The sequence below is a fragment of the Actinosynnema sp. NPDC059797 genome (assembly GCF_042732085.1).
Taxonomy (GTDB): Bacteria; Actinomycetota; Actinomycetes; order Mycobacteriales; family Pseudonocardiaceae; genus Actinosynnema.
In genome coordinates this window covers 1-20,335 of the sequence record NZ_JBHWIE010000118.1, presented here as the reverse complement: position 1 = coordinate 20,335, position 20,335 = coordinate 1, and the positions used below count along the sequence as shown (strand labels likewise).

Genomic DNA, 20,335 nt, shown 5'->3' with positions numbered 1-20,335 from the left:
GAGTTGAAGAACACCATCAACACGATGGTGGACCAGCTCTCCTCGTTCGCCGACGAGGTCACCCGCATGGCGCGGGAGGTCGGCACCGAGGGCATCCTCGGCGGTCAGGCGGACGTCAAGGGCGTCTCCGGCACGTGGCGCGACCTCACCGACTCGGTCAACTTCATGGCGGGCAACCTGACCGCGCAGGTGCGGTCCATCGCGCAGGTCGCCACGGCGGTGGCGCGGGGCGACCTGTCGCAGAAGATCACGGTGACCGCGCGGGGCGAGATCCTGGAGTTGAAGAACACCATCAACACGATGGTGGACCAGCTCTCGGCGTTCGCGGACGAGGTCACGCGCGTGGCGCGGGAGGTCGGCACCGAGGGCAGGCTGGGCGGTCAGGCGGACGTCAAGGGCGTCTCGGGCACCTGGAAGGACCTCACCGAGTCGGTGAACGTCATGGGCGACAACCTGACCGCGCAGGTGCGGTCGATCGCCCAGGTGACCACGGCGGTGGCGCGGGGCGACCTGTCCCAGAAGATCCGCGTGGACGCCCGCGGCGAGATCCTGGAGCTGAAGGACACCATCAACACGATGGTGGACCAGCTCTCGGCGTTCGCCGACGAGGTCACGCGCGTGGCGCGGGAGGTCGGCACCGAGGGCAACCTCGGCGGCCAGGCCACCGTGCGCGGCGTGTCGGGCACGTGGAAGGACCTCACCGACAACGTCAACGTGATGGCCTCCAACCTGACCAGCCAGGTGCGGTCCATCGCCCAGGTGGCCACGGCGGTGGCGCGGGGCGACCTGTCGCAGAAGATCACCGTCGAGGCCAAGGGCGAGGTGGCCGCGCTCGCCGGCGTGATCAACACCATGGTGGACACGCTCTCGGCGTTCGCCGACGAGGTCACGCGCGTGGCGCGGGAGGTCGGCACCGAGGGCATCCTGGGCGGTCAGGCCAGGGTGCCGAACGTGGCGGGCACCTGGAAGGACCTGACCGACAACGTCAACTCGATGGCCAACAACCTGACCAACCAGGTGCGCAACATCGCCCAGGTCACCACCGCCGTCGCCAACGGCGACCTGACCCGCAAGATCGACGTCGACGCGCGCGGCGAGATCCTGGAGCTGAAGACGACCATCAACACGATGGTGGACCAGCTCTCGGCCTTCGCCCAGGAGGTGACGCGCGTCGCGCGCGAGGTCGGCACCGAGGGCAAGCTCGGCGGCCAGGCCGAGGTCGAGGGCGTCTCCGGCACCTGGAAGCGGCTCACCGAGAACGTCAACGAGCTGGCCGGCAACCTCACCCGCCAGGTCCGCGCCATCGCGGAGGTCACCAGCGCGGTCGCGTCCGGCGACCTGACCCGGCAGATCACCGTGGACGCCTCCGGCGAGGTCTCCGAGCTGAAGGACAACATCAACTCGATGGTGGAGTCCCTGCGGGTGTCCACCAAGGCCAACCAGGACCAGGACTGGCTCAAGACCAACCTGGCCGGCATCTCCGGCCTCATGCAGGGCCGCCGTGACCTCGCCGTCGTCGCCGAGCTGATCATGGACGAGCTGGCGCCGCTGGTCTCCGCGCAGTACGGCGCGTTCTACCTCGCCGACGACGCGGACGAGCAGTCGGAGCTGCGCCTGATCGCCTCCTACGGCCGCCCCGCCTCGGTCGACGCGGACGCCAGGCCCACCCGCTTCCGGTTCGGCCAGTCCCTGGTCGGGCAGGCCGCGCGCAGCCGCCGCACCATCGCCGTGGACGACGTGCCGCCCGGCTACGTCACGGTGTCCTCCGGCCTCGGCCAGACCTCGCCCATCAACCTCGTGGTGCTGCCCATCGTGGTCGAAGACCAGGTGCTTGGTGTGATCGAGCTGGCCTCGGTGCACCGGTTCACCCCGATCCACCGGGACTTCCTCGAACAGCTGATGGAGACCGTCGGCGTCAACGTCAACACCATCGTCGCCAACGCCCGCACCGACGAGCTGCTGGTGGAGTCCCAGCGCCTGGCCGCCGAGCTGCAGGCCCGCTCCGGCGAGCTGCAGAAGCGGCAGGAGCAGCTCCAGGACTCCAACGCGGAGCTGGAGGAGAAGGCGGCGCTGCTGGCGCAGCAGAACCGCGACATCGAGACCAAGAACCTGGAGATCGAGCAGGCCAGGCAGGAGCTGGAGACGCGCGCCAAGCAGCTCGCGCTGGCGTCGAAGTACAAGTCGGAGTTCCTGGCCAACATGAGCCACGAGCTGCGCACCCCGCTCAACAGCCTGCTCATCCTGGCCCAGCTGCTGGCGCAGAACCCGACCCGCAACCTCACCCCGAAGCAGGTCGAGTACGCGGGCATCATCCACTCGGCGGGCTCGGACCTGCTCCAGCTCATCAACGACATCCTCGACCTGTCCAAGGTCGAGGCGGGCAAGATGGACATCACGCCCGAGCGCGTGCCGCTGCGCCAGCTGCTGGACTACGTCGAGGCCACGTTCCGGCCGATGACCACGCAGAAGAGCCTCGGCTTCCGCATCACCACCGCCACCGGCGTGCCCGCCGAGCTGCTCACCGACGACAGCAGGCTGCGGCAGGTGCTGCGCAACCTGCTGTCCAACGCGGTGAAGTTCACCGAGACCGGCAGCGTGGAGCTGCGCATCGAGCCCGCCGACCCGGCCGAGCTGCCCGCGCCGGTGAAGCGGCACGGCCAGGCCATCGCCTTCCGCGTGGCCGACACCGGCATCGGCATCGCCGAGCAGCAGCTCGAGTCGATCTTCGGCGCGTTCCAGCAGGCCGACGGCACCACCAGCCGCAAGTACGGCGGCACCGGCCTCGGCCTGTCCATCAGCCGCGAGATCGCCTACCTGCTCGGCGGCGTGGTGACCGCGGAGAGCACCCTGGGCAAGGGCAGCACGTTCACCCTCTACCTGCCGGTGGCGCGCCCCGAGTTCCAGGAGCTGCCCGCCGCGGGCGGCGTCCCGGCGCCCGCCGCGCTGCCCGTGGCGGAGCACCAGGCCCCGGCCGAGACCGGCTCGGGCGGACCGGCGCACCAGCGCCGGCTGCTGGTCATCGAGGAGCGGCCCCAGGGCCTGCTGTCCCTGGTGGCGCAGAGCGCGGTCACCGACCTGGCCGACAGCAACGACCCGCGGGGACCGGTCGAGGTCATCACCGTGGTCGGCGCCCAGGAGGCCGCGGCCGTGCTGGCCGCCGAGGCGTGCCACTGCGTCGTGCTGGAGCTGGACATGCCCGACGGCGCGGCGCTGGAGTTCCTGGAGGCCATGGACGGCGACGCCGGGCTGCGCAACGTGCCGGTGCTGGCGCACAACAACCGGCGGCTGGCGCCCGAGCAGGAGCGGCGCCTCCAGTCGCGCTCCGGCGACCGGCCGCTGGAGCTGCTGTCCAGCCTGGACGAGCTGCGCGAGCGCATCGCCCTGCACCTGACCGCGGAGGTGCCGGGCGCGGTGCTGCCGCTGGTGCGCCACGAGGACCCGGCGCACCAGCCCGAGCCGCGCCCGGTCAACGGCAGGCTCGCCGGGCGGACCGTGCTCATCGCCGACGACGACGCGCGCAACCTGTTCGCGCTGAGCAGCATCCTGGAGCTGCACGGGGTGAGCGTGCTGCACGCCGAGAACGGCCGGGAGGCCATCGAGGTGCTGTCGGCCAACCCGGAGGTCGACCTGATCCTGATGGACGTGATGATGCCGGAGATGGACGGCTACGCCGCCACGACGGCCATCCGGGCCATGCCGGAGCACGCCGACCTGCCGATCATCGCGGTCACCGCCAAGGCGATGCCGGGCGACCGGGAGAAGAGCCTGGACTCCGGCGCCAACGACTACGTGACCAAGCCGGTCGACTCCGACGACCTCGTGAACTGCGTGCAGCGCTGGCTGGACCGCTGATGCCGTTCCGCCGCCCGCAGACCGAGGAGCACCCGCTTGTCGACTGACGCCACGGACCACCCGTCGCCCGCGGCCCCGCCGCGCCCCGCCGTCGCCGGCGCCGGCCTGACCCGGCTCGCCGCCACGGTCGACCGGCTGTCCCGCGAGGTGCGGGAGGCGCATGCCATGGCCGACGGGCGCGCGCTCATCGAGATGGCCAAGGGCGTCCTCGTCGAGCGGCTGGGCTGCGGCCCGGCGGAAGCCGCGCGCCAGTTGGAGCTGCTGGCCGACCAGGCCGGGCTCGGCCTGCTGGAGCTGGCCGCGGACGTGGTCAACCAGGCGGCGCGCGACCGGTTCACCGAGGTGGCGCGCGAGCTGCTGGCGCCGACGCCCACCGGCGGCGCGGCGGGTTCCGGCCGGTCCGCGGTGGTCCGGCTGCGCACCGCGGAGAGCGGCGCGCTGGCCGCCGGCGACACCCAGGCCGTGGCCGAATCGCTGCTGGAGCACGCGCTGGCGCCGCTGGGCGCGACCGCGGTCGCCATCTGGTCGGCCGCGATGGACGCCTCGCTGACCCTGCGCGGCTCGGCCGGGTTCACCGCCGAGGAGGCCAGGCGGTGGCGGTACGTGCCGCCGGGCATCTCCACCCCGGCGCGGCGGGCGCTCACCGAGCGCACCACCGTGTGGATCCCGCAGCTCACCGAGTCCGGCCTGCCCTCGGTCGGGCACCACGACCTGCACGGCGCGAGGGTCGCCGCGCCCGCGGAGTCCGGCGGGCGCGTCGTCGGCGTGCTGGAGATCTGCTGGGTGGAGCCGCAGCCGCCGCAGCCACCGCAGATCCGGCGGCAGGTCGAGGCGCTGGCCGAGCTGTGCGCCCACACCCTGGAGAGCACGCCCGGCGCGGAGCAGGACGCCGACACCCCCGTGGCCGACGAGCTGGTCGACCTCGCCGACGTCCTGCTCGACCCGGCGTTCGTGCTGCGCCCGCACCTGTCGTCGGCGGGCGAGCTGCTCGACTTCCGCATCCACCACGTCAACAACCGGTTCGTCGACCTCGCGGGCAGGCCGCGCGGCTCGGTGACCGGGATGCTGCTGCTGGAGGCCTACCCGCTGGCCGCGGGCGAGGGCGACCTGTTCGACAAGGTCGAGCACGTGCACGCGACCGGCGAGCCGTTCCGCAGCGAGCGCATGGTCCTCACCGCCCTGGTGGAGCAGGTGCCGCTCAACGTCACCGCGGGCGTCGGCATCACCAGGCACGGCGACAGCGTCCTGGTCGTGTGGCGCGTGGAGGACGAGACCACCCGGCTGGCGAACCTGCTGCACCACGCGCAGCGACTCGGGCGCATCGGCGGGTTCGAGGAGGACGTGGCCGGCGGGCGGATCACCTGGAACAGCCAGCTGTTCGCCCTCTACGGCCTCGACCCGGCCGACGACCCCGTGCCGCTGGCCGCGCTGGCGGGGCACTGCCACCCCGACGACACCGCCACCATCACCCGGTTCCTGCGCACCGTCCTGCACCACCGCCGCCCCGACTCGACCTCGTTCCGGTTCCAGCGGCAGGACGGGATCGTCCGCCACATCCGGGTCGTCGCCGAACCCGTGCTGGCGGGCGACCGCCTGCTCGCCGTGCGCGGCGCCTACCAGGACGTGTCGGCGCAGCACTGGACGGAGGTGGCGCTGTCGGCCACCCGCGACCAGCTCGCGCACACCGAGCAGCAGGCGGCCGAGCAGAGCAGGCTGGCGCTCCAGCTCCAGCGCGCCATCATGCCGCTCACCCAGCCGTCGATCGACGCGTTCGGGCTCCAGATCGCGGTGCGCTACCGGCCCGCCGAGCAGGAGCACCTGGTCGGCGGCGACTGGTACGACGCGGTCGTGCTGCCGTCCAAGCAGATCCTGCTGTCGGTCGGCGACATCACCGGGCACGGCATCAAGGGCGCCACCGGCATGGTGGTGCTGCGCAACGCGCTGCGCGGCCTGGCCGCGACGGGCGCGGGCCCGGCGCAGCTCCTCGGTTGGCTCAACCTGGTGGCGCACCACTTGACCGACAACATCCTGGCCACCGCCGTGTGCGCGCTCTACGACCCGAACACGCGGGTGCTGCGCTGGGCCAGGGCCGGCCACCCGCCGCCCGTGCTGGTGCGCGACGACCGGGCGAGGGCGCTGGACAACCCGCGCGGGGTGATGCTGGGCGCGATCTCCGAGGCGGACTACGAGGAGGAGGAGCTGGTCCTGGACGCCGACGACACCCTGCTCCTCTACACGGACGGGTTGATCGAGCGGCGGGACGCCGACCTCGACGAGTGCCTGGACTGGCTGCTCACGGCGGCGTCCGGGTTCGAGGGCTCGCTGGAGCGGCGGCTGGACCACCTGCTCGACCGCAGCCCGGCCGACACCGACGACGACACGTGCATCGTGGGCGTGCGGCTGGCGTAGGCGGGCGCCGCGCCGGCCGGTGACCGCGGTGGCCCGGCCGCCGCGGCGGTCACCGGCCCGGTCCCGCCCGCGCCCGCGTCACCGCAGGCACCGGCCGCACGGTCGGGCGGTGGGGTAGCGCTGCTCCAGCTCCCGGCGGGTGCCGCAGACCTTCACCCGGTCGCCGATCCACGAGCCGCCCTCGGGCGGTGGACCGCTGACCTCGCGGCACGTGGCCCGGTGCAGGACCATGCCGCGCGGGTCGAGGGTGTGCTCGGCGTCGAGGACGAACTGCTCGGGGTGCGTGGTGATCCACCACTCGTAGGACCCGTTGTCCTCGTTGAACTCCAGCATGGTCACATGATCCCCGACGTCCTGGGCCCGACGACGTCGTTCCGGTAGGCGATGATCACCAGTTGCACGCGGTCGCGGGCGTCGAGCTTGCGGAGCAGGCCGGTGACGTGCGTCTTGACCGTCGCGGTGCTGATGTGCAGTTCCCGGGCGATCTCGGTGTTCGACCGGCCGAGTGCGATCAGGGTGAGGACTTGGTGCTCCCGCGCGGTGAGGCCGTCGAGGCGCGGGGCCGGCTCGCCGCGCGGAACCTCCGGTCGCCGGCAGAACTCCGCGATGAGCTGCCTGGTCACCGAGGGCGCGAGCAGGCTCTCGCCCGCCGCCACCACGCGGACGGCGTGGAGCAGCTCGGCCGGCGTCACGTCCTTGAGCAGGAAGCCGCTCACCCCGGCGCGCAGGGCGGAGAACACGTACGCGTCGAGGCCGAACATGGTCAGCACGATGACCCGCGTCGCGGCGGTCTCCGGCGCGCCCAGGATGATCCGGGACGCCTCGATGCCGTCCACCTTCGGCATCCGGACGTCCATGAGCACCACGTCCGGCCGCAGCCGCCGGGTCAGCTCCACGGCGGCCACGCCGTCTTCCGCCTCTCCGACCACGGTGAGGTCGTCCGCGCTGTCGACCAGCATCCGGAAGCCGCCGCGCAGCAGCGCCTGGTCGTCGGCGATGAGCACCCGGATGGGGCCGCTCACGGCCGGTCCGCGGCGGCGCAGGGCAGCGTGGCCGTCACGGCGAAGCCGCCGCCGGGACGCGGGCCCGCGTCGAAGTGCCCGCCGTAGAGCGCGACGCGCTCACGCATGCCGATCAACCCGTGCCCTCCTCGTGGTCGGGGCCGCGGAGCCGGCCCGCCGGCCCGCCCCTCGTCGACGACCTCGATGCGCAGCCGGCCGCCGTCCACCGCCAGGTCGACGCGGCAGCGGGTGGGCGCGGCGTGCTTGACGACGTTGGTCAGCGCTTCCTGCACGATGCGGTACGCCGAGTGGTCCACGCTGCCGGGCAGCCCCTCGACGCCCTCGGCGCGCAGGTCGACGGCGACACCGGCGGCGGCGACCCGCTCCACGAGGGCGGGCACGCCGACCAGCCCGGTGGACGGTGGCAGCGGGGCCGCCGCCGGGACGCCGGTGCGCAGGACGCCGAGCATGTGGCGCATCTCCGCCAGCGCGGACCGGCTCGCCGCCTCGATGGAGGTCAGCGCCTCCCGCGCCGCGGGCGGCAGGTCGGGCAGGACGTGGTTGGCCACCCCCGCCTTGACCACGACCACGCCGAGGTCGTGCGCGACGACGTCGTGCAGCTCCCGCGCGATGCGCAGCCGCTCCTCGGCGACGGTCCGCGCGGCGAACTCGCACCTCGAACGCTCGGCGTGCTCCCGGCGCTCGCGCACCGCCCAGCCGATCGTCCACGCGGTGACGACCAGCGCCGTGCCCAGCACGAGCAGCGGCGCGGAGGTCCCCGTGCCGCCGGGCGTGCCCGCGACGAGACCGCCGACCACGACCACCGCGCCGCCGACGCCGACCGCGGGCGTCGGCGCGGGCCACCGGACCGAGGCGGTCGTCGCGACGGTGTAGGCGGCGAGCGCGACCGCGAGGAACGGCTCGTGCACCACGTCCAGGAACGCCGCGGCCACCGACAGCGCGCCGACCGCGCCGAGCACCGGGACCGGCCACCGCCTGCGCACCGCCACCGGCAGGCCCATGCCCGCCACCACCAGCAGGTCCGGCAGCACGGCGACACCGCCCGGGAACCGGACGCGCAGCTGCGCCAGGTAGGTGACCAGCAGCAGGGCGGCAGCGGCGGCGTCGAGCGCGACCAGCTCGCGGTGCCCCAGGCGTCGGGCGAAGGCGGCGCGCCCGGTCGAACGTCCGACCACGCGGCCAATCTACGGCAGCTCCCCGCGGCGCACCTCCGCCTCGGGGATGACCTACCGGGGTGGGGGAGCGGGGCGCGGGACCGCCCCGGAGGTCGAGCGCGGCCGGCCCGCGGTCCGATGTGCCCGCACCGCGCCGTCGCGACGATCGGGACGTGATCGAAGTAGAGGGATTGACCAAGCGCTACGGCGACGTCACCGCCGTCGACGACCTGACCTTCGCGGTGCGCCCGGGGCGGGTGACCGCCTTCCTGGGGCCCAACGGCGCGGGGAAGACCACGACCGCGCGGATCGTCCTCGGGCTCGACCGGCCGACGCGCGGCCGGGCGCTGGTGAACGGCGTCCACTACCGGGAGCTGCGCCACCCGCTGCGGGAGGTCGGCGCGCTCCTCGACGCGGGCGCGGCGCACAAGGCGCGCCGGGCGGTCGACCACCTGCGGTGGCTGGCCCGGTCCAACGGCATCGGCATGCGGCGGGTGGACCGGGTCCTGGAGCTGGTCGGCCTCGCCGACGTCGGCCGCAGGCGCGCGGGCAGGCTGTCCTTGGGGATGTCCCAGCGGTTGGGGCTGGCCGCCGCGCTGCTGGGCGACCCCGCGATCCTGCTGCTCGACGAGCCGGGCAACGGCCTCGACCCCGAGGGCCTGCGCTGGATCCGGACCATGGTGCGGACGTGGGCCGCGGAGGGGCGCGCCGTGCTGGTGTCGAGCCACCTGATGGCGGAGGTGGCGGTGACCGCCGAGCACCTGGTGGTCATCGCGGGCGGGCGGCTGCTGGCCGACACCGCCACCGACGAGTTCGTCCGCCGCCACTGCGTGCCCACCGCGCTGGCCCGCACCGCCCAGCCCGCGCGGCTGCTCGAGCTGCTGGCCGGGCAGGGGCTGGAGGCCCGGCACGACGCGGGGTCGTCGGTGGTCCTGGTGCCCGGCGCGGACACCGCGGCGGTCGGCCGGGTCGCCGCGGCCGGGGGGATCGCGCTGGACGAGCTGAGTTCCCGCGCCGACTCGCTGGAGGAGGCGTTCCTGCGGCTCACGGCGGACGCCTCGGGGTTCCGCGCGACCGCGCCGGCGGTGGCGTCGTGACGGGGGAGACCACCGGCCCGGCCCGCGACGCCACCGCCCGCCGGGACACCGCCGGCAACGCCACCGTCGAGGCCGTGCGCGCGGAGTGGACCAAGATCGCCACCCTCAGGTCCGCGATCGTCCTGCTCGTGCTGACCTGCGCGGTGGCCGTCGCGCTCGGGTGGCTCAGCGGCTGGTCCGTGGGCAACGCCTTCGACCGGGGCCTGGACGTCGTGCGGCCGGACTTCCACCCCGTTACCGCCGGCCACTACCCGCTCCGGTACGCCCAGGTCCTGCTGATCGCCTTCGCCGTGCTGCTGGTCGGCTCCGAGTACGGGTCGGGCACCATCCGGACGTCGCTGACCGCGGTGCCCTCCCGTGGCCGGTTCTACCTGGCCAAGGTGGTCGCGGGCCTGGTGCCGGCCGCGGTCGTCGCGGTGCTCACGGCCGCGGGCGGCGTCACCGCCACCCAGTGGGGGCTGGGCCGGTACGGCGTGCCGCTCGACCACGACGACGTGCTGCCCACCACGCTCGGCGCGGTCGGCTACCTGGTGCTGATGTACGCCCTGTGCGTCGGCGTGGCCACGGTGCTGCGCAACACCGCGTTGGCCACGTCGCTGCTGGTCGTGCTGGTCATGGTGCTCTCACCGCTGGCCAACCGGGTCGAGGCGCTGCGCGGTGTCGCGCGCTACCTGCCCGACCACGCGGGCGCGCAGCTGATGACGGTCGGCGCTCAGGCCGACCCCGAACTCGGGCCGGTCGCGGGCCTGCTGATCCTCACCGCGTGGGCGACCGCCGCGCTCGTGGGCGGCTACCTCGCCCTGCGGTCCCGGGCGGTGTGAAGTCCCGGTGCGTGAACAGGTAGTTGCGCCGGCGCTCGTCCACCCGGTCCGCGCGCCGCCACGCCCGGCCGTCCCACGTGGACATCCGGTAACCGCGTTCCGCCAACCAGTCGACGACGGAGCCCGCCGAGCGCCGGAAGCGGTCCAGGTGGCGCTGCTCGATCTCCAGCAGGAACGCCGGCGCGTCGCGCTCGACCAGCCCGGCGCCGCCGCGCAGCACGTCCAGCTCCGCGCCCTCCACGTCCACCTTGACGAAGTCGACCCGGTCGACGCCCAGCCGGTCGCGGAACTCGTCCAGCGTGCACGTCGGCACCAGCACCTCGGCGTGGTCGTCGAACTCCGCGTTGGAGCCCAGGCCGGCCGCGCCGTCGGTGAGGAAGGAACGCCCGCTCACCGGCCTGCCGCCGCGCAGGGGCACGCTCATGGCGAGCGTGCCCGACCGCGCGCCCAGCGCCAGGCGGTGCCACCGCACGCCGGGCCGGTCGCGCAGGCCCAGCAGCCGCGACGGCGCGACGTGCGCGAACGGCAGCGGCTCGACGCTGTGCACCGCCCCGGACGGGCCGACCAGGCGGGACAGCTCGGCGGTGTAGAGGCCCAGGGCCGCGCCGACGTCCAGGCAGACGTCGCCCGGCCCGACCAGGTCGCGCAGCCCGAGCAGTTCCGGCTCGACCCACCGGCCGGTCCGGGCGAGCGCCCGGATGCCGCCGTCCACCAGGCGGTCGCGGAAGCGGGACGACAACGCGCGCGTGTCGGACGACATGTATTTCCTCGGCTTTCCCCACGGGACCTCGGCGGTGCTGCGGAAAATTACGGGGGAAAGACCGGGGTGAAATCCCCCTCAAGAGCTACTCGGGTTTGGCTCTCGCCGGGGATGTGCCGATGAGCTGACTCTTCTTAGGCTCGCCCGGTGCTGAAGCGAATACCGGAACCCGCGCTCCACGCGTTGTGCGCCGCATTCGCCGCCGTCGTCACCGTGATCGGTCTGCCCAATCACCGAGTTTGGGCCTGGTGGGCGTTGTGCGCTTATTCGGCGGCCGCGCTGCTGACGCTGCTCAGGCCCGGCGCCCGCCCGGCGGTGGTGCGGCTGGTGACGCTCGGCGCGCTCGTGGGCCCGCTGGCGCACCTGGCCGCGACCGGGCGGGCGCAGAACGAGGTGACCGCGGTGTTCGAGGCGGCGCGCCGGCTGCTGGACGGGCGGCCGCTGTACCCGACGGGCGCCGACCTGGCCGACGCCGTGGCCCGCTCGGGCGTCGACGCCTACTTCCCCTACCTGCCCGCCATGGCGCTGCTGGGCGTGCCCGCGGTGCTCGCCGCCCGCGCCGGCCTCGGCCCGGTGCTGTCCGACCCCCGGCTGACCTTCCTGCTGGTCCACGGGGTCGCGGTGCTGTTCGTGGCGCGCCGCACGGGTGCCGGGCGGTCCGGGCTGTGGCTGGTCCTGGTCACCTCGCCGCCCGCGGCGCTGCTGCTGGCCACGGGCGGCCACGACCTGGCCGTGGTCGGCGCGCTGCTGGTCGCCGTGGTGCTCTCGCGCGACGGCAGGCCGGTCGCGGCGGGCCTGGTGGCCGGCCTGGCGTGCGCGGCCAAGCTGACGGCGTGGCCGCTGGTGGTGGCGCTGGCCGCGGTGGACCGGCGGCGGTTCGCGGTGGCGGGGAGCGCGGCGGCGGTGGTGGCGGTGTTCCTCCTGCCCGCGTCGGCGGCCGGGCTGCTGGTCCACGACGTGCGGTTCCCGGCGGGCCTGGAGGCGGTGCCGTCGCCCGCCGCCGCGCCGTTCCCCGGGCGCCTGGTCGCGGAGCACGTGCCGGGCGGCCGGGTGCTCGCCGTGGTGCTGCTCGTCGCGGCGGCGGTGGTCCTGCTGGTCCGGCTGGCGCGCCGCCCGCCGCGCGGCGCGGCCGGCGCCGCGTTCCACTGCGCGGCGGGCCTCGCCGCGGCGACCCTGCTGGCGCCCGCGACCCGCCCGGGCTACCTGGTCTACCCGCTGGCGCTGCTCGTGGTGGGCCTGCTGGTGCGGGACGATGATCAGCGGTCGAGCGGGGGAAGGAGCCGGACCGATGTGGCGACGCCTGCCGGGTGACCCGGGTGCGCGGTTCGGCCCGTGGGTGACCCCGGTCCTCGTCGCGCTGCTGTTCGCCCTGGACCTCGGGGTGCTCGCGCGCGGCGCCCTGCCCGACGACTGGCCGTGGTGGGCCCGGCTGCTCACGGCCGTGGCGTTGGCCGCGAGCCAGAGCGCGCCGGTGCTGTGGTGGCGGCGGCGGTCCGTGCTCGCGTGGGCGGCGCTGCTGGTCGCCTGCGGCGCCGCGCACGTGATCGAGGTGGCGGTCGGGGCGAGCACGGGCAGCCTGTTCACGCCGGGGCAGTGGGCGGTGCTCGTGGCGCTGCACGGCGTAGGCCTGACCGGGCGGCCGGTCGCGGCGGCGGCCACCGCCGGCGCCACGGTGGTGGCCGCGCTGGTCGTGGAGGTGACCCGACCGGAGATGGTGGCGCTGGCGGTGGTGTCGGCCGTGCTGCTCGGCCGGTCGCGGGCGGCGCGGGCGGAGGTCGCGCGGGCGCTGGCGGTGCGCGAGGAGCGCACCCGGATCGCCCGCGAGCTGCACGACGTGGTGGCGCACCACATGTCCGTCCTCGCCGTGCAGGCCGAGACCGCGCCCTACCGGCTCGACGACCTGAGCCCGCAGGCGGCCGAGGAGTTCCGGGAGGTGGCCGAGAAGGCGCGGCAGGCGCTCAACGAGATGCGCGACCTGCTCGGCGCGCTGCGCGGGGGAGCGGAGGCCGAGCGCGCCCCGCAGCCGACGCTCGACCAGGTCGAGGCCCTGGTCGAGTCCATCCGCCGGGTCGGCACCCCGGTGGAGCTGGAGTTCGACGACGACCTGCGGCGGCTGGAGCCGCTGCGCGCGCTGTCGGTCTACCGCGTCGTGCAGGAGAGCCTGAGCAACGCGCTCAAGCACGCCCCGGGCCGGCCGCTGGAGGTCCGGCTGACCCGGTCCGGCGGCGCCGTCCGCGTGCGCGTCCGCAACGGGCTGGTGACCGAACCCGGGCCGGCCGGTCAGGGCATCTCGGGGATGCGGGAGCGCGTGGACCTGCTCGGCGGTAGCTTCCGGGCGGAACCCGACGGCGAGGGCGGTTTCGTCGTCGACGCGGTCGTCCCCGAGCGAGGAGCGCCCAGGTGATCAGGATCGTCGTGGTCGACGACCAGGCGATGGTCCGCGAGGGCTTCACCGCCCTGCTGGACCGGCAGCCCGACATGACCGTGGTGGGCGCGGCGGGCGACGGGGAGCACGCGGTGGTGCTGTGCCGGCGCGAGCGGCCGGACGTGGTGCTGATGGACGTGCGGCTGCCGGTGCTGGACGGGCTGGCCGCCACCCGCCTCCTGCTCGACGGCCCGCACCGGCCGAGGGTGCTGGTCCTGACCACCTTCGACCTCGACGAGTACGTGTACGAGGCGTTGCGCTCGGGCGCCGCGGGCTTCCTGCTCAAGGACGCCCGCGCCGAGGAGCTGGTCAACGCGGTGCGCGTGGTCGCGCAGGGGCACGCGCTGCTCGCGCCGCAGGTCACCGCCCGGCTGATCGAGCGGTTCGTCCTGCAGGCCCCGGCGCGCCCGCGCGAGCTGGCCGGGCTGACCCCGCGCGAGACCGAGGTGCTCGGCGAGGTCGCGCGCGGCCTGTCCAACGCGGAGATCGCCGAGCGGTTGTCCATCGCGGAGGAGACGGTCAAGACCCACGTCGGCCGCATCCTGGCCAAACTGGGGCTCCGCGACCGCGTCCAGGCGGTCGTGCTGGCCTACGAGAGCGGGCTGGTGGGCGACCGGCGGCGGTGACCGGGTCCGGTCCGGAGCGGTCTTTCAGGCGCGGCCGTCGGAGCAGATGCCGATGGCCGCCCAGAGGACGCGGCCCTCGTCGAGCGTGGGCGTGTTGCCGCAGGCGGTGCTGAGCCGGTGGATGCGGGTCAGGTCGAGCCGGCGGCCGGCGGCGCGCGGCGACGGCCCGGTGTGCCGGACGGCGACGGTGAGCTGGTCCGGGAACCGCTCGATGCGCAGCACCAGGGCGGAACTGGTGTGCGCCCTGGTGATCTCGACCAGCTCGCCGGCCAGCAGCACCGTGCGCGGGCCGGCGTCGCGCAGGTTCCACTTCAGGCAGGTGCGGCGGGCGAAGTCGCGGGCCAGGTGCGGCGCGTCGGTGTCCGCGGGCAGCTGCATCTCGTTGCGGTGCCGCCGCGCCGGCGCGGTCGCCAGGGCGAGCGCGGTGTCCAGCCGGTCGTGGCAGGGCACGAAGCGGCCCAGCCCGGTGCGCTTCAGCATCCCGCGGTGGCGCTCGGTGGTGGCCACCAGCATCAGCGGCACGCCCGGCCAGCGGCAGCAGCGCATCCACACCGCGGCGAACACGCTGGCCAGCGGGTCGCTGCCCAGTTCGAGGTCGGGCCCGAGCACGACGACGACCGCGTGCGGCTGCTCCGCGACGTGCTTGAGCAAACCGTCACGCATGCCGACGTAGGTGGACAGGTCCAGCCGCCCCGCGGGGGACAGCAGCACCACGTCGCCGCGGTTCACCGCTCGCAGCGACAGGTCGGTGTCGGTCGTCACGCAGTCTCCACCCATGGCTGGTTTGCTCGCCAAGTGCTCCTGTTCGAATCCCCCTGTCCGTCATAGCTCGTCAACCGGGTCGTGTCACTGCCAGTACGCTTCCCAGGGGCCCGAAGTCACCCGTTTGCCTGGCCTCGTCACGCGGAATCCGTGTGATTATCATCTTTTGTCCGTTTTGGTCCTCGTGCCGGGGGACCGGTGGTCGCGCCCCGCGGCACCTCGACTAAACCGGCCCGCGGCACGCACGCGGAGAACGCGAGCACGACGCCGGTGGCGGTCTTCCCGGCCGGGCTGCGGCGGATCCCGGCGGTGCGCTGCGAAGCGACCACAGTGGACGGTGCGGCACGGGGGGTCTCGTCCAGGCACCCTGACAGGTTCGGGAGGAAGCGCGGTGGAGTCCAACCCCGGCGGGCGGTCCCGTCGCCGCTACGCCGTCGTCGGCGTCGGTCACCGCGCCGCGATGTACGTCGAAGCGCTCGCCGGGGAGTACGCCGACGACGGCGTGGTGGTGGCGTGGTGCGACCCGAGCCCCACCCGGATGTCCTATTACGACGAGGTGCTGGGGCACGCACCGGCGCGCTACGCGCCCGAGCGGTTCGCGGACCTGCTGCGGGAGCAGCGGCCGGACGCGGTGATCGTGACCTCGCCGGACGCCACCCACCACCACTACGCGGTCGCGGCGCTGCGGGCGGGCTGCGACGTGGTGGTGGAGAAGCCGCTGACCACCACCGCCGAGGGCGCGCGGGCGATCTCCGACGCCGTCCGCGACTCGGCCGGCGAGCTGGTCGTGACGTTCAACTACCGCTACTCGCCGCGCAACGGGGAACTGCGCAGGCTGGTCGCGGGGGGCGCGATCGGCGAGGTCACCTCGGTGCACTTCGAGTGGGTGCTCGACACCGTGCACGGCGCGGACTACTTCCGGAGGTGGCACCGGGACAAGGCGAACTCCGGCGGGCTGCTGGTGCACAAGGCGAGCCACCACTTCGATTTGGTCAACTGGTGGTTGGGGGACGTGCCGCGGACCGTGTTCGCGCTGGGCGGCCTGCGCTTCTACGGCGCGGACAACGCCGCCCGGCGGGGGCTGGACGCGCGGCCGGAGCGCTCGACCGGCGCGCCGGGGGCGGACCGCGACCCGTTCGCGCTGGACCTGGCTGCCGACGACGTGCTGCGCAGGCTCTATCTGGAGGCCGAGCCGGACGACGGGTACCTGCGCGACCGGGACGTGTTCAGCGGCGGCATCACCACCGAGGACAACCTGTCGGTGGTCGTCGGGTACGGCTCGGGCGCGTCCCTGAGCTACTCGCTCAACGCCCACTCGCCGTGGGAGGGCTACCGGGTCGCGGTGAACGGCACGGCGGGCAGGCTGGAACTGGACGTGGTGGAGCGCGGGCACGTGCTGCCGGCGGGCGCGGCCGGCGTGGTCGGCCGACCGGCGGTCGATCCCGGCGTGGCCCCGGAGCGCCCGGCCGCGGCGTCGGCGTCGAACCCGCGCCCGGCGGGTGAGCGGCTGCTGCTCCAGCGGCACTGGTCGGTCGCCGAGGAGGTGCGGGTGCCGCGGGGCGACGGCCCCCACGGCGGCGGTGACGCCCACCTGCTCGACGACGTGTTCCGGCCCGGTTCGGCGCCTGACCCGCTGGGTCGACGCGCGGGCGTGGTGGACGGGTTGCGCGGCGCCGGCGTCGGCATCGCGGCGAACCGCTCGCTGCGGACCGGTGAGGTGGTGCGGATCGCGGACCTGGGACTCGCCGCGGAGTGGTGACGGGGTGGCGGTCGCGGGCTCCCGGTGGGTGGGGTCGCGCACGCCGGTCGGTGGCACGATGCGGGCCATGATGCTGCTCGTGCCCGCCGACGTGCTCCACCCCCGCCGCCCCGACGAGCACTTCGCCGCCGAGGCGGAGGCCGCCCGCGCGGCCGGGTTGGCGGTCGCCCTGGTCGACCACGACGCGCTCGCCGACCCGACCGGTGACGCCGACCGGGCGGTGCGCCGGGTGCCCGAGGGCGGCGGCACGGCCGCCTACCGCGGCTGGATGCTGCGCGCCGACCGGTACGCGGCGTTCGCCGCCGCGCTGCGGCGCCGGGGCGTGCGCCCGTGGACCGACCCGGAGCAGTACCGGCGGGCGCACGAGCTGCCCGGCTGGTACCCGGACCTGGCGGCGGTCACGCCGCCGTCGGTGTGGACGGTGGGCGACGACCGCGCCGGCTTCGACCGGGCGCGCGGCGAGCTGGGCGCCGGCCCGGCGGTGCTGCGCGACTACACCAAGTCGATGAAGCACCACTGGGACGAGGCCGCCTTCATCCCGGACCTGGCCGACGCCGACGCCGCGTGGGCCGTGGCGAGCCGGTTCCGGGAGCTGCGCGAGGAGGTGGTCGGCGGGTTCGTGCTGCGCCGCTTCGAGCGCTTCGCCTCCGCCGAGGTGCGCACCTGGTGGGTCGACGGCACGTGCCGGCTGGTCGGTCCCCACCCCGACACCGCCGACGACCTGCCCGAGGGCGAACCGGACCTGACCGGCGTCGCGCCCCTCGTGGCCCGCTTGGGGTTGCCGTTCGTCACCGCCGACCTGGTCCGGCGCGACGACGGCGAGTGGCGCGTGGTGGAGCTGGGGGACGGACAGGTCAGCGACCGGCCGTTGACGATCCCGCCCGCCGCGCTGGTGGACCTGCTGCCCGAAGCCCGACCGTTCCCGGACACTTGTTCACTTCGCAACACCTGTATATAAACGTGGGGTGTCGATCGGTCCGCCGCGCCCCCTGGACCGCCGCGTGCGGCGCACCCGGTCCGCGCTGCTGGCCGCCGCCGTGCGGCTGGTGTCCGAGCGCGGCACCACCGCCGTGCCCGTGACCGACCTGGCCGAGGCCGCCGAGCTGAGCCGGCAGCTGGTGTACCAGCACTTCGGCGACCGGGACGCGCTGCTGGTGGCCGCCGCGCTCGACCTGGCCGAGCGGGAACTGGTGCCGCCGGAGGACGGGCTCGGCCGCCCCGGGGTGCTGACCGCGGTCCGCCACTTCGCCGACCACCGGGCGTTCTACCGGGCGATGCTGTCCGGCTCGTGCGCCTCCGCCCTGGTCGAGGCCCTCGGGGAACTCCTCGCGCCGCTCAACCGGGACCTCGTGCGCCCGGCCGGCGCCGACGCCCCCGACCCGGGCACCCTCGACGACCTCGCGCTGTTCGTCACCGCCGGCACCGGGGCGTTCATCAACTCCTGGCTGCTGTCGGACGAGCCCCACCTGGACGTCGAGGCGTTCACCGACCGGCTGCTGCGGCTGTGGCGCGGCCTCGGCCTCGGCGTGCCCGCACCGGAACCGGAGAGGACGTGAGCCCGGTGACCGAGCCCGCCCTGGAACTGGTCGCCCGCCTGGAGGTGCTGATCGGCGAGCCGGTCGACGCGGGCGCGACGCCCGCCGGCCACCGCCGCGTCATCCCCATCACCGGCGGCGTCGCCAGGGGACCGCTCATCACCGGCGAGGTCCTGCCGCTGGGCGCGGACTGGAACGCGGTGCGCGCAGACGGCGTCGCGTCCGTCTCGGCCCGGTACCTGGTCCGCACCGGCGACGGCACGGTCCTCACGGTCACCAACGAGGGCTCCATCCCCGCCGACGGGTCGGCCGGGCTCACCTCGCCCCGCGTCGAAGCGCCGGTCGACGGCCCGTACGCCTGGCTCAACGACGCGGTCCTCGTCGGCACCCTGACCCCGCTCCTCGGGCCGGGCCGCCCGCCGGCCGTCTCGCTGGAGTTCCACCGCGTGCGCGCCGCGGGCCCGGAAAGTCCTCTGTAGACGGAACCGGGCCCCGCCGCGCGGCGGGGCCCGGTCCTCGTCACCGGGGCGTCAGCTCGTCGGGAAGTTGTCCGGCGTGCTGATCCGGCTCTTGATGTACGCACCGGACTCGGTGAGCACACCGCTGCCGGAGTAGTCGCCGCCGTTGCAGGTGCCGGGCCGGAGCGCGGCGCTGCTCTCGTTGGCGTCGGAGTACGTCCAGTTCGCGTAGCTGATCTTCAAGCTGTCGAGCAGGTCGAGCCAGGCCGCGGTGCTCGCCCGGTCGTACGAGCCGCCGCCGGTGGCGGTGACCGTGCCGAACTCGGTGACGAACAGCGGCAGGCGCGACGCCGCCCGGCTCACGGTGGACCGGTAGTTGTCCTTGTGCGAGGCGGCGTAGAAGTGGAACGCGTACATGATGTTGGTCGCGTTCACCGGGTTGTTGATCACCTCGGACTCGTTGGAGCCCTCCGACACGCCCAGCGAGGACCAGGCGCGGGTGCCGACGATGACCACCGCGTCCGGGTCGGCGGCGCGGATGACCGGGATGACCTGCTCGGCGTAGCTCTTGATGCCGGCCCAGCTCACGCCGTTGGGCTCGTTGGCGATCTCGTAGATCACGTTGCGCTTGTTCGCGTTGCGGGCGGCCACCGCGGCGAAGAACGTCTTCGCGCGCTGGAGGTTGTAGTTGGGGTCGCCCGGCGTGAGCGTGTGGAAGTCGATCAGCGCGTACATGCCGCGGGACTCGGCCATGTCCACCAGGGCGTTGACCCGGTTGGTGAACGCGGTCGGGTTGGTCTCGTAGCCCTGCTCCTGCACGTACATCGCGATGCGGAACAGGTCCGCCTTCCAGTCGTTGACCAGCGCGTCGAGCGAGGCGTTGTTGTAGCACTTGTCGAACCACTGGATGCCGTGCGTGCTCATGCCGCGCAGCTGGATCGGCCGGTTGTACTGGTTGCAGAGGTTCACGCCGCAGACCCGCAGCTGGCCGTTGGCCTCCACCGGGTTGCGGGGCGCCGGCGGGTTCGTGGTCGTCGTGGTCGTCGTGCTCGTGGGGTTGGTCGACGTGGGCGACCCGGTGCACGCCACGCCGTTGAGCGTGAACGACGCGGGCACGGGGTTGCCGCCCGACCACGTGCCGGTCAGCCCGAGGTCCGTGGACGCGCCGGTGGCGAGCGACCGGTTCCAGTCGACGTTGGTCGCGGTGACCGAGGAACCGGACTGCGACCAGGTGGCGTTCCAGCCCTGCGTCACCTTCTGCGAGGTGTTCGGGAAGGAGAACCCGAGCGACCACCCGCTGAGGGCGTCGCCGAGGTTGGTGACCTTCACGTTGGCCTGGAACCCGCCCTGCCACTGACTCGTGACGGTGTAGTCCACCCGGCAGCCCTGCGCGGCGGCCGCGGCGTGCGGCAGGACCGCCGCCGCGCAACCGAGGGCCACCGCGGACGTCGCCAGTACGGCGGTGGAGCGCTTCACTGAGCCCCTCCTCATCTCGACAGCGTTCTGGGAGCGCTCCCAGAGCGCTCCTAGACCGGGGACCGTACACCGGGATGCACGTGCACGTACATAGCGTCGTGCCTGGTAACTTTGCGTGATCAACGGTCCGGGACGTCCCCGGGCACGGGTCCGCCGCCCCGCCGGGAGGACTCCCCGGC

At 74.3% G+C, this 20,335-nt stretch carries 17 protein-coding genes; 11 read left to right on the top strand and 6 right to left on the bottom strand.

All coding sequences use genetic code 11. From position 1 onward, the window contains the following. On the top strand, nucleotides 1–3,852 hold a 3,852-nt coding region (locus tag ACFV4N_RS24025), incomplete at its 5' end, for a HAMP domain-containing protein (RefSeq protein WP_499674829.1). A 36-nt stretch (nucleotides 3,853–3,888) separates the two neighbouring features. After that, nucleotides 3,889–6,261, top strand: a complete 2,373-nt coding sequence (locus ACFV4N_RS24020) for a SpoIIE family protein phosphatase (RefSeq protein ID WP_499674828.1) — start codon at nucleotides 3,889–3,891, stop codon at nucleotides 6,259–6,261. Between the two features lie 78 nt (nucleotides 6,262–6,339). Here the strand turns inward: ACFV4N_RS24020 and ACFV4N_RS24015 are convergent, their stop codons facing one another. Genes ACFV4N_RS24015 through ACFV4N_RS24005 form a run of 3 tightly spaced genes read right to left on the bottom strand, consistent with a single transcriptional unit; the run spans nucleotide 6,340 to nucleotide 8,458 of the window. Beyond that, complete coding sequence (locus tag ACFV4N_RS24015; protein ID WP_499674827.1) at nucleotides 6,340–6,594, bottom strand: hypothetical protein; 255 nt, start codon at nucleotides 6,592–6,594, stop codon at nucleotides 6,340–6,342. Between the two features lie 2 nt (nucleotides 6,595–6,596). Further along, entirely contained in the window at nucleotides 6,597–7,283 is a 687-nt protein-coding gene (locus tag ACFV4N_RS24010) for a response regulator (protein ID WP_499674826.1), read from the bottom strand. Continuing rightward, nucleotides 7,280–8,458, bottom strand: a complete 1,179-nt coding sequence (locus ACFV4N_RS24005; protein WP_499674825.1) for a sensor histidine kinase — start codon at nucleotides 8,456–8,458, stop codon at nucleotides 7,280–7,282. The genes ACFV4N_RS24010 and ACFV4N_RS24005 overlap by 4 nt, the downstream gene beginning before the upstream one ends. Nucleotides 8,459–8,610: 152 nt before the next feature. Here ACFV4N_RS24005 and ACFV4N_RS24000 point away from each other — a divergent pair, with 152 nt between their 5' ends. Beyond that, nucleotides 8,611–9,534 carry an ABC transporter ATP-binding protein gene (locus ACFV4N_RS24000; RefSeq protein WP_499674824.1) on the top strand — a complete coding sequence of 308 codons (924 nt, stop codon included), beginning with the start codon at nucleotides 8,611–8,613 and terminating at the stop codon, nucleotides 9,532–9,534. Continuing rightward, nucleotides 9,531–10,355, top strand: coding sequence for a hypothetical protein (locus ACFV4N_RS23995; protein WP_499674823.1), 825 nt, complete (start codon nucleotides 9,531–9,533; stop codon nucleotides 10,353–10,355). Before ACFV4N_RS24000 ends, ACFV4N_RS23995 begins: the two co-directional genes overlap by 4 nt. Here the strand turns inward: ACFV4N_RS23995 and ACFV4N_RS23990 are convergent. Then, nucleotides 10,291–11,115, bottom strand: a complete 825-nt coding sequence (locus ACFV4N_RS23990; protein ID WP_499674822.1) for an FkbM family methyltransferase — start codon at nucleotides 11,113–11,115, stop codon at nucleotides 10,291–10,293. The genes ACFV4N_RS23995 and ACFV4N_RS23990 overlap by 65 nt on opposite strands. Before the next feature lie 147 nt (nucleotides 11,116–11,262). Here ACFV4N_RS23990 and ACFV4N_RS23985 point away from each other — a divergent pair, with 147 nt between their 5' ends. Genes ACFV4N_RS23985 through ACFV4N_RS23975 form a run of 3 tightly spaced genes read left to right on the top strand, consistent with a single transcriptional unit; the run spans nucleotide 11,263 to nucleotide 14,166 of the window. Next, on the top strand, nucleotides 11,263–12,426 hold the full coding sequence (locus ACFV4N_RS23985; RefSeq protein ID WP_499674821.1) for a glycosyltransferase 87 family protein: 1,164 nt from the start codon (nucleotides 11,263–11,265) through the stop codon (nucleotides 12,424–12,426). Beyond that, on the top strand, nucleotides 12,404–13,519 hold the full coding sequence (locus ACFV4N_RS23980) for a sensor histidine kinase (RefSeq protein WP_499674820.1): 1,116 nt from the start codon (nucleotides 12,404–12,406) through the stop codon (nucleotides 13,517–13,519). Before ACFV4N_RS23985 ends, ACFV4N_RS23980 begins: the two co-directional genes overlap by 23 nt. Continuing rightward, the gene (locus ACFV4N_RS23975) at nucleotides 13,516–14,166 is read left to right on the top strand and encodes a response regulator (RefSeq protein ID WP_499674819.1); all 651 of its coding nucleotides are present in this window, start codon (nucleotides 13,516–13,518) and stop codon (nucleotides 14,164–14,166) included. The genes ACFV4N_RS23980 and ACFV4N_RS23975 overlap by 4 nt, the downstream gene beginning before the upstream one ends. A 24-nt stretch (nucleotides 14,167–14,190) precedes the next feature. On the opposite strand, the gene ACFV4N_RS23970 is transcribed toward ACFV4N_RS23975, so the two are convergent. After that, a complete protein-coding gene (locus tag ACFV4N_RS23970) occupies nucleotides 14,191–14,928 on the bottom strand; it encodes an STAS domain-containing protein (RefSeq protein ID WP_499674818.1) in 738 nt (245 codons plus the stop codon). A gap of 391 nt (nucleotides 14,929–15,319) precedes the next feature. Here ACFV4N_RS23970 and ACFV4N_RS23965 point away from each other — a divergent pair, with 391 nt between their 5' ends. The 4 genes from ACFV4N_RS23965 (at nucleotide 15,320) to ACFV4N_RS23950 (ending at nucleotide 18,701) form a co-directional block, all read left to right on the top strand. Continuing rightward, nucleotides 15,320–16,687, top strand: coding sequence for a Gfo/Idh/MocA family protein (locus tag ACFV4N_RS23965; RefSeq protein ID WP_499674817.1), 1,368 nt, complete (start codon nucleotides 15,320–15,322; stop codon nucleotides 16,685–16,687). A gap of 67 nt (nucleotides 16,688–16,754) precedes the next feature. Next, the gene (locus tag ACFV4N_RS23960; RefSeq protein WP_499674816.1) at nucleotides 16,755–17,645 is read left to right on the top strand and encodes an ATP-grasp domain-containing protein; all 891 of its coding nucleotides are present in this window, start codon (nucleotides 16,755–16,757) and stop codon (nucleotides 17,643–17,645) included. Between the two features lie 7 nt (nucleotides 17,646–17,652). Further along, nucleotides 17,653–18,243: a TetR/AcrR family transcriptional regulator gene (locus ACFV4N_RS23955; RefSeq protein ID WP_499674815.1), complete on the top strand. Its 591-nt coding sequence runs from the start codon at nucleotides 17,653–17,655 to the stop codon at nucleotides 18,241–18,243. Beyond that, nucleotides 18,240–18,701, top strand: a complete 462-nt coding sequence (locus ACFV4N_RS23950) for a DUF3237 domain-containing protein (RefSeq protein ID WP_499674814.1) — start codon at nucleotides 18,240–18,242, stop codon at nucleotides 18,699–18,701. Before ACFV4N_RS23955 ends, ACFV4N_RS23950 begins: the two co-directional genes overlap by 4 nt. 51 nt (nucleotides 18,702–18,752) lie before the next feature. Here the strand turns inward: ACFV4N_RS23950 and ACFV4N_RS23945 are convergent, their stop codons facing one another. Continuing rightward, the gene (locus ACFV4N_RS23945) at nucleotides 18,753–20,156 is read right to left on the bottom strand and encodes a cellulase family glycosylhydrolase (protein ID WP_499674813.1); all 1,404 of its coding nucleotides are present in this window, start codon (nucleotides 20,154–20,156) and stop codon (nucleotides 18,753–18,755) included. Nucleotides 20,157–20,335: the final 179 nt, after the last annotated feature.

Bases quoted from the DNA above. Each gene is read 5' to 3' on its own strand.
- ACFV4N_RS24015 (WP_499674827.1), bottom strand. From the start codon at position 6,594: ATGCTGGAGTTCAACGAGGACAACGGGTCCTACGAGTGGTGGATCACC.
- ACFV4N_RS23960 (WP_499674816.1), top strand. From the start codon at position 16,755: ATGATGCTGCTCGTGCCCGCCGACGTGCTCCACCCCCGCCGCCCCGAC.
- ACFV4N_RS23990 (WP_499674822.1), bottom strand. From the start codon at position 11,115: ATGTCGTCCGACACGCGCGCGTTGTCGTCCCGCTTCCGCGACCGCCTG.
- ACFV4N_RS23980 (WP_499674820.1), top strand. From the start codon at position 12,404: ATGTGGCGACGCCTGCCGGGTGACCCGGGTGCGCGGTTCGGCCCGTGG.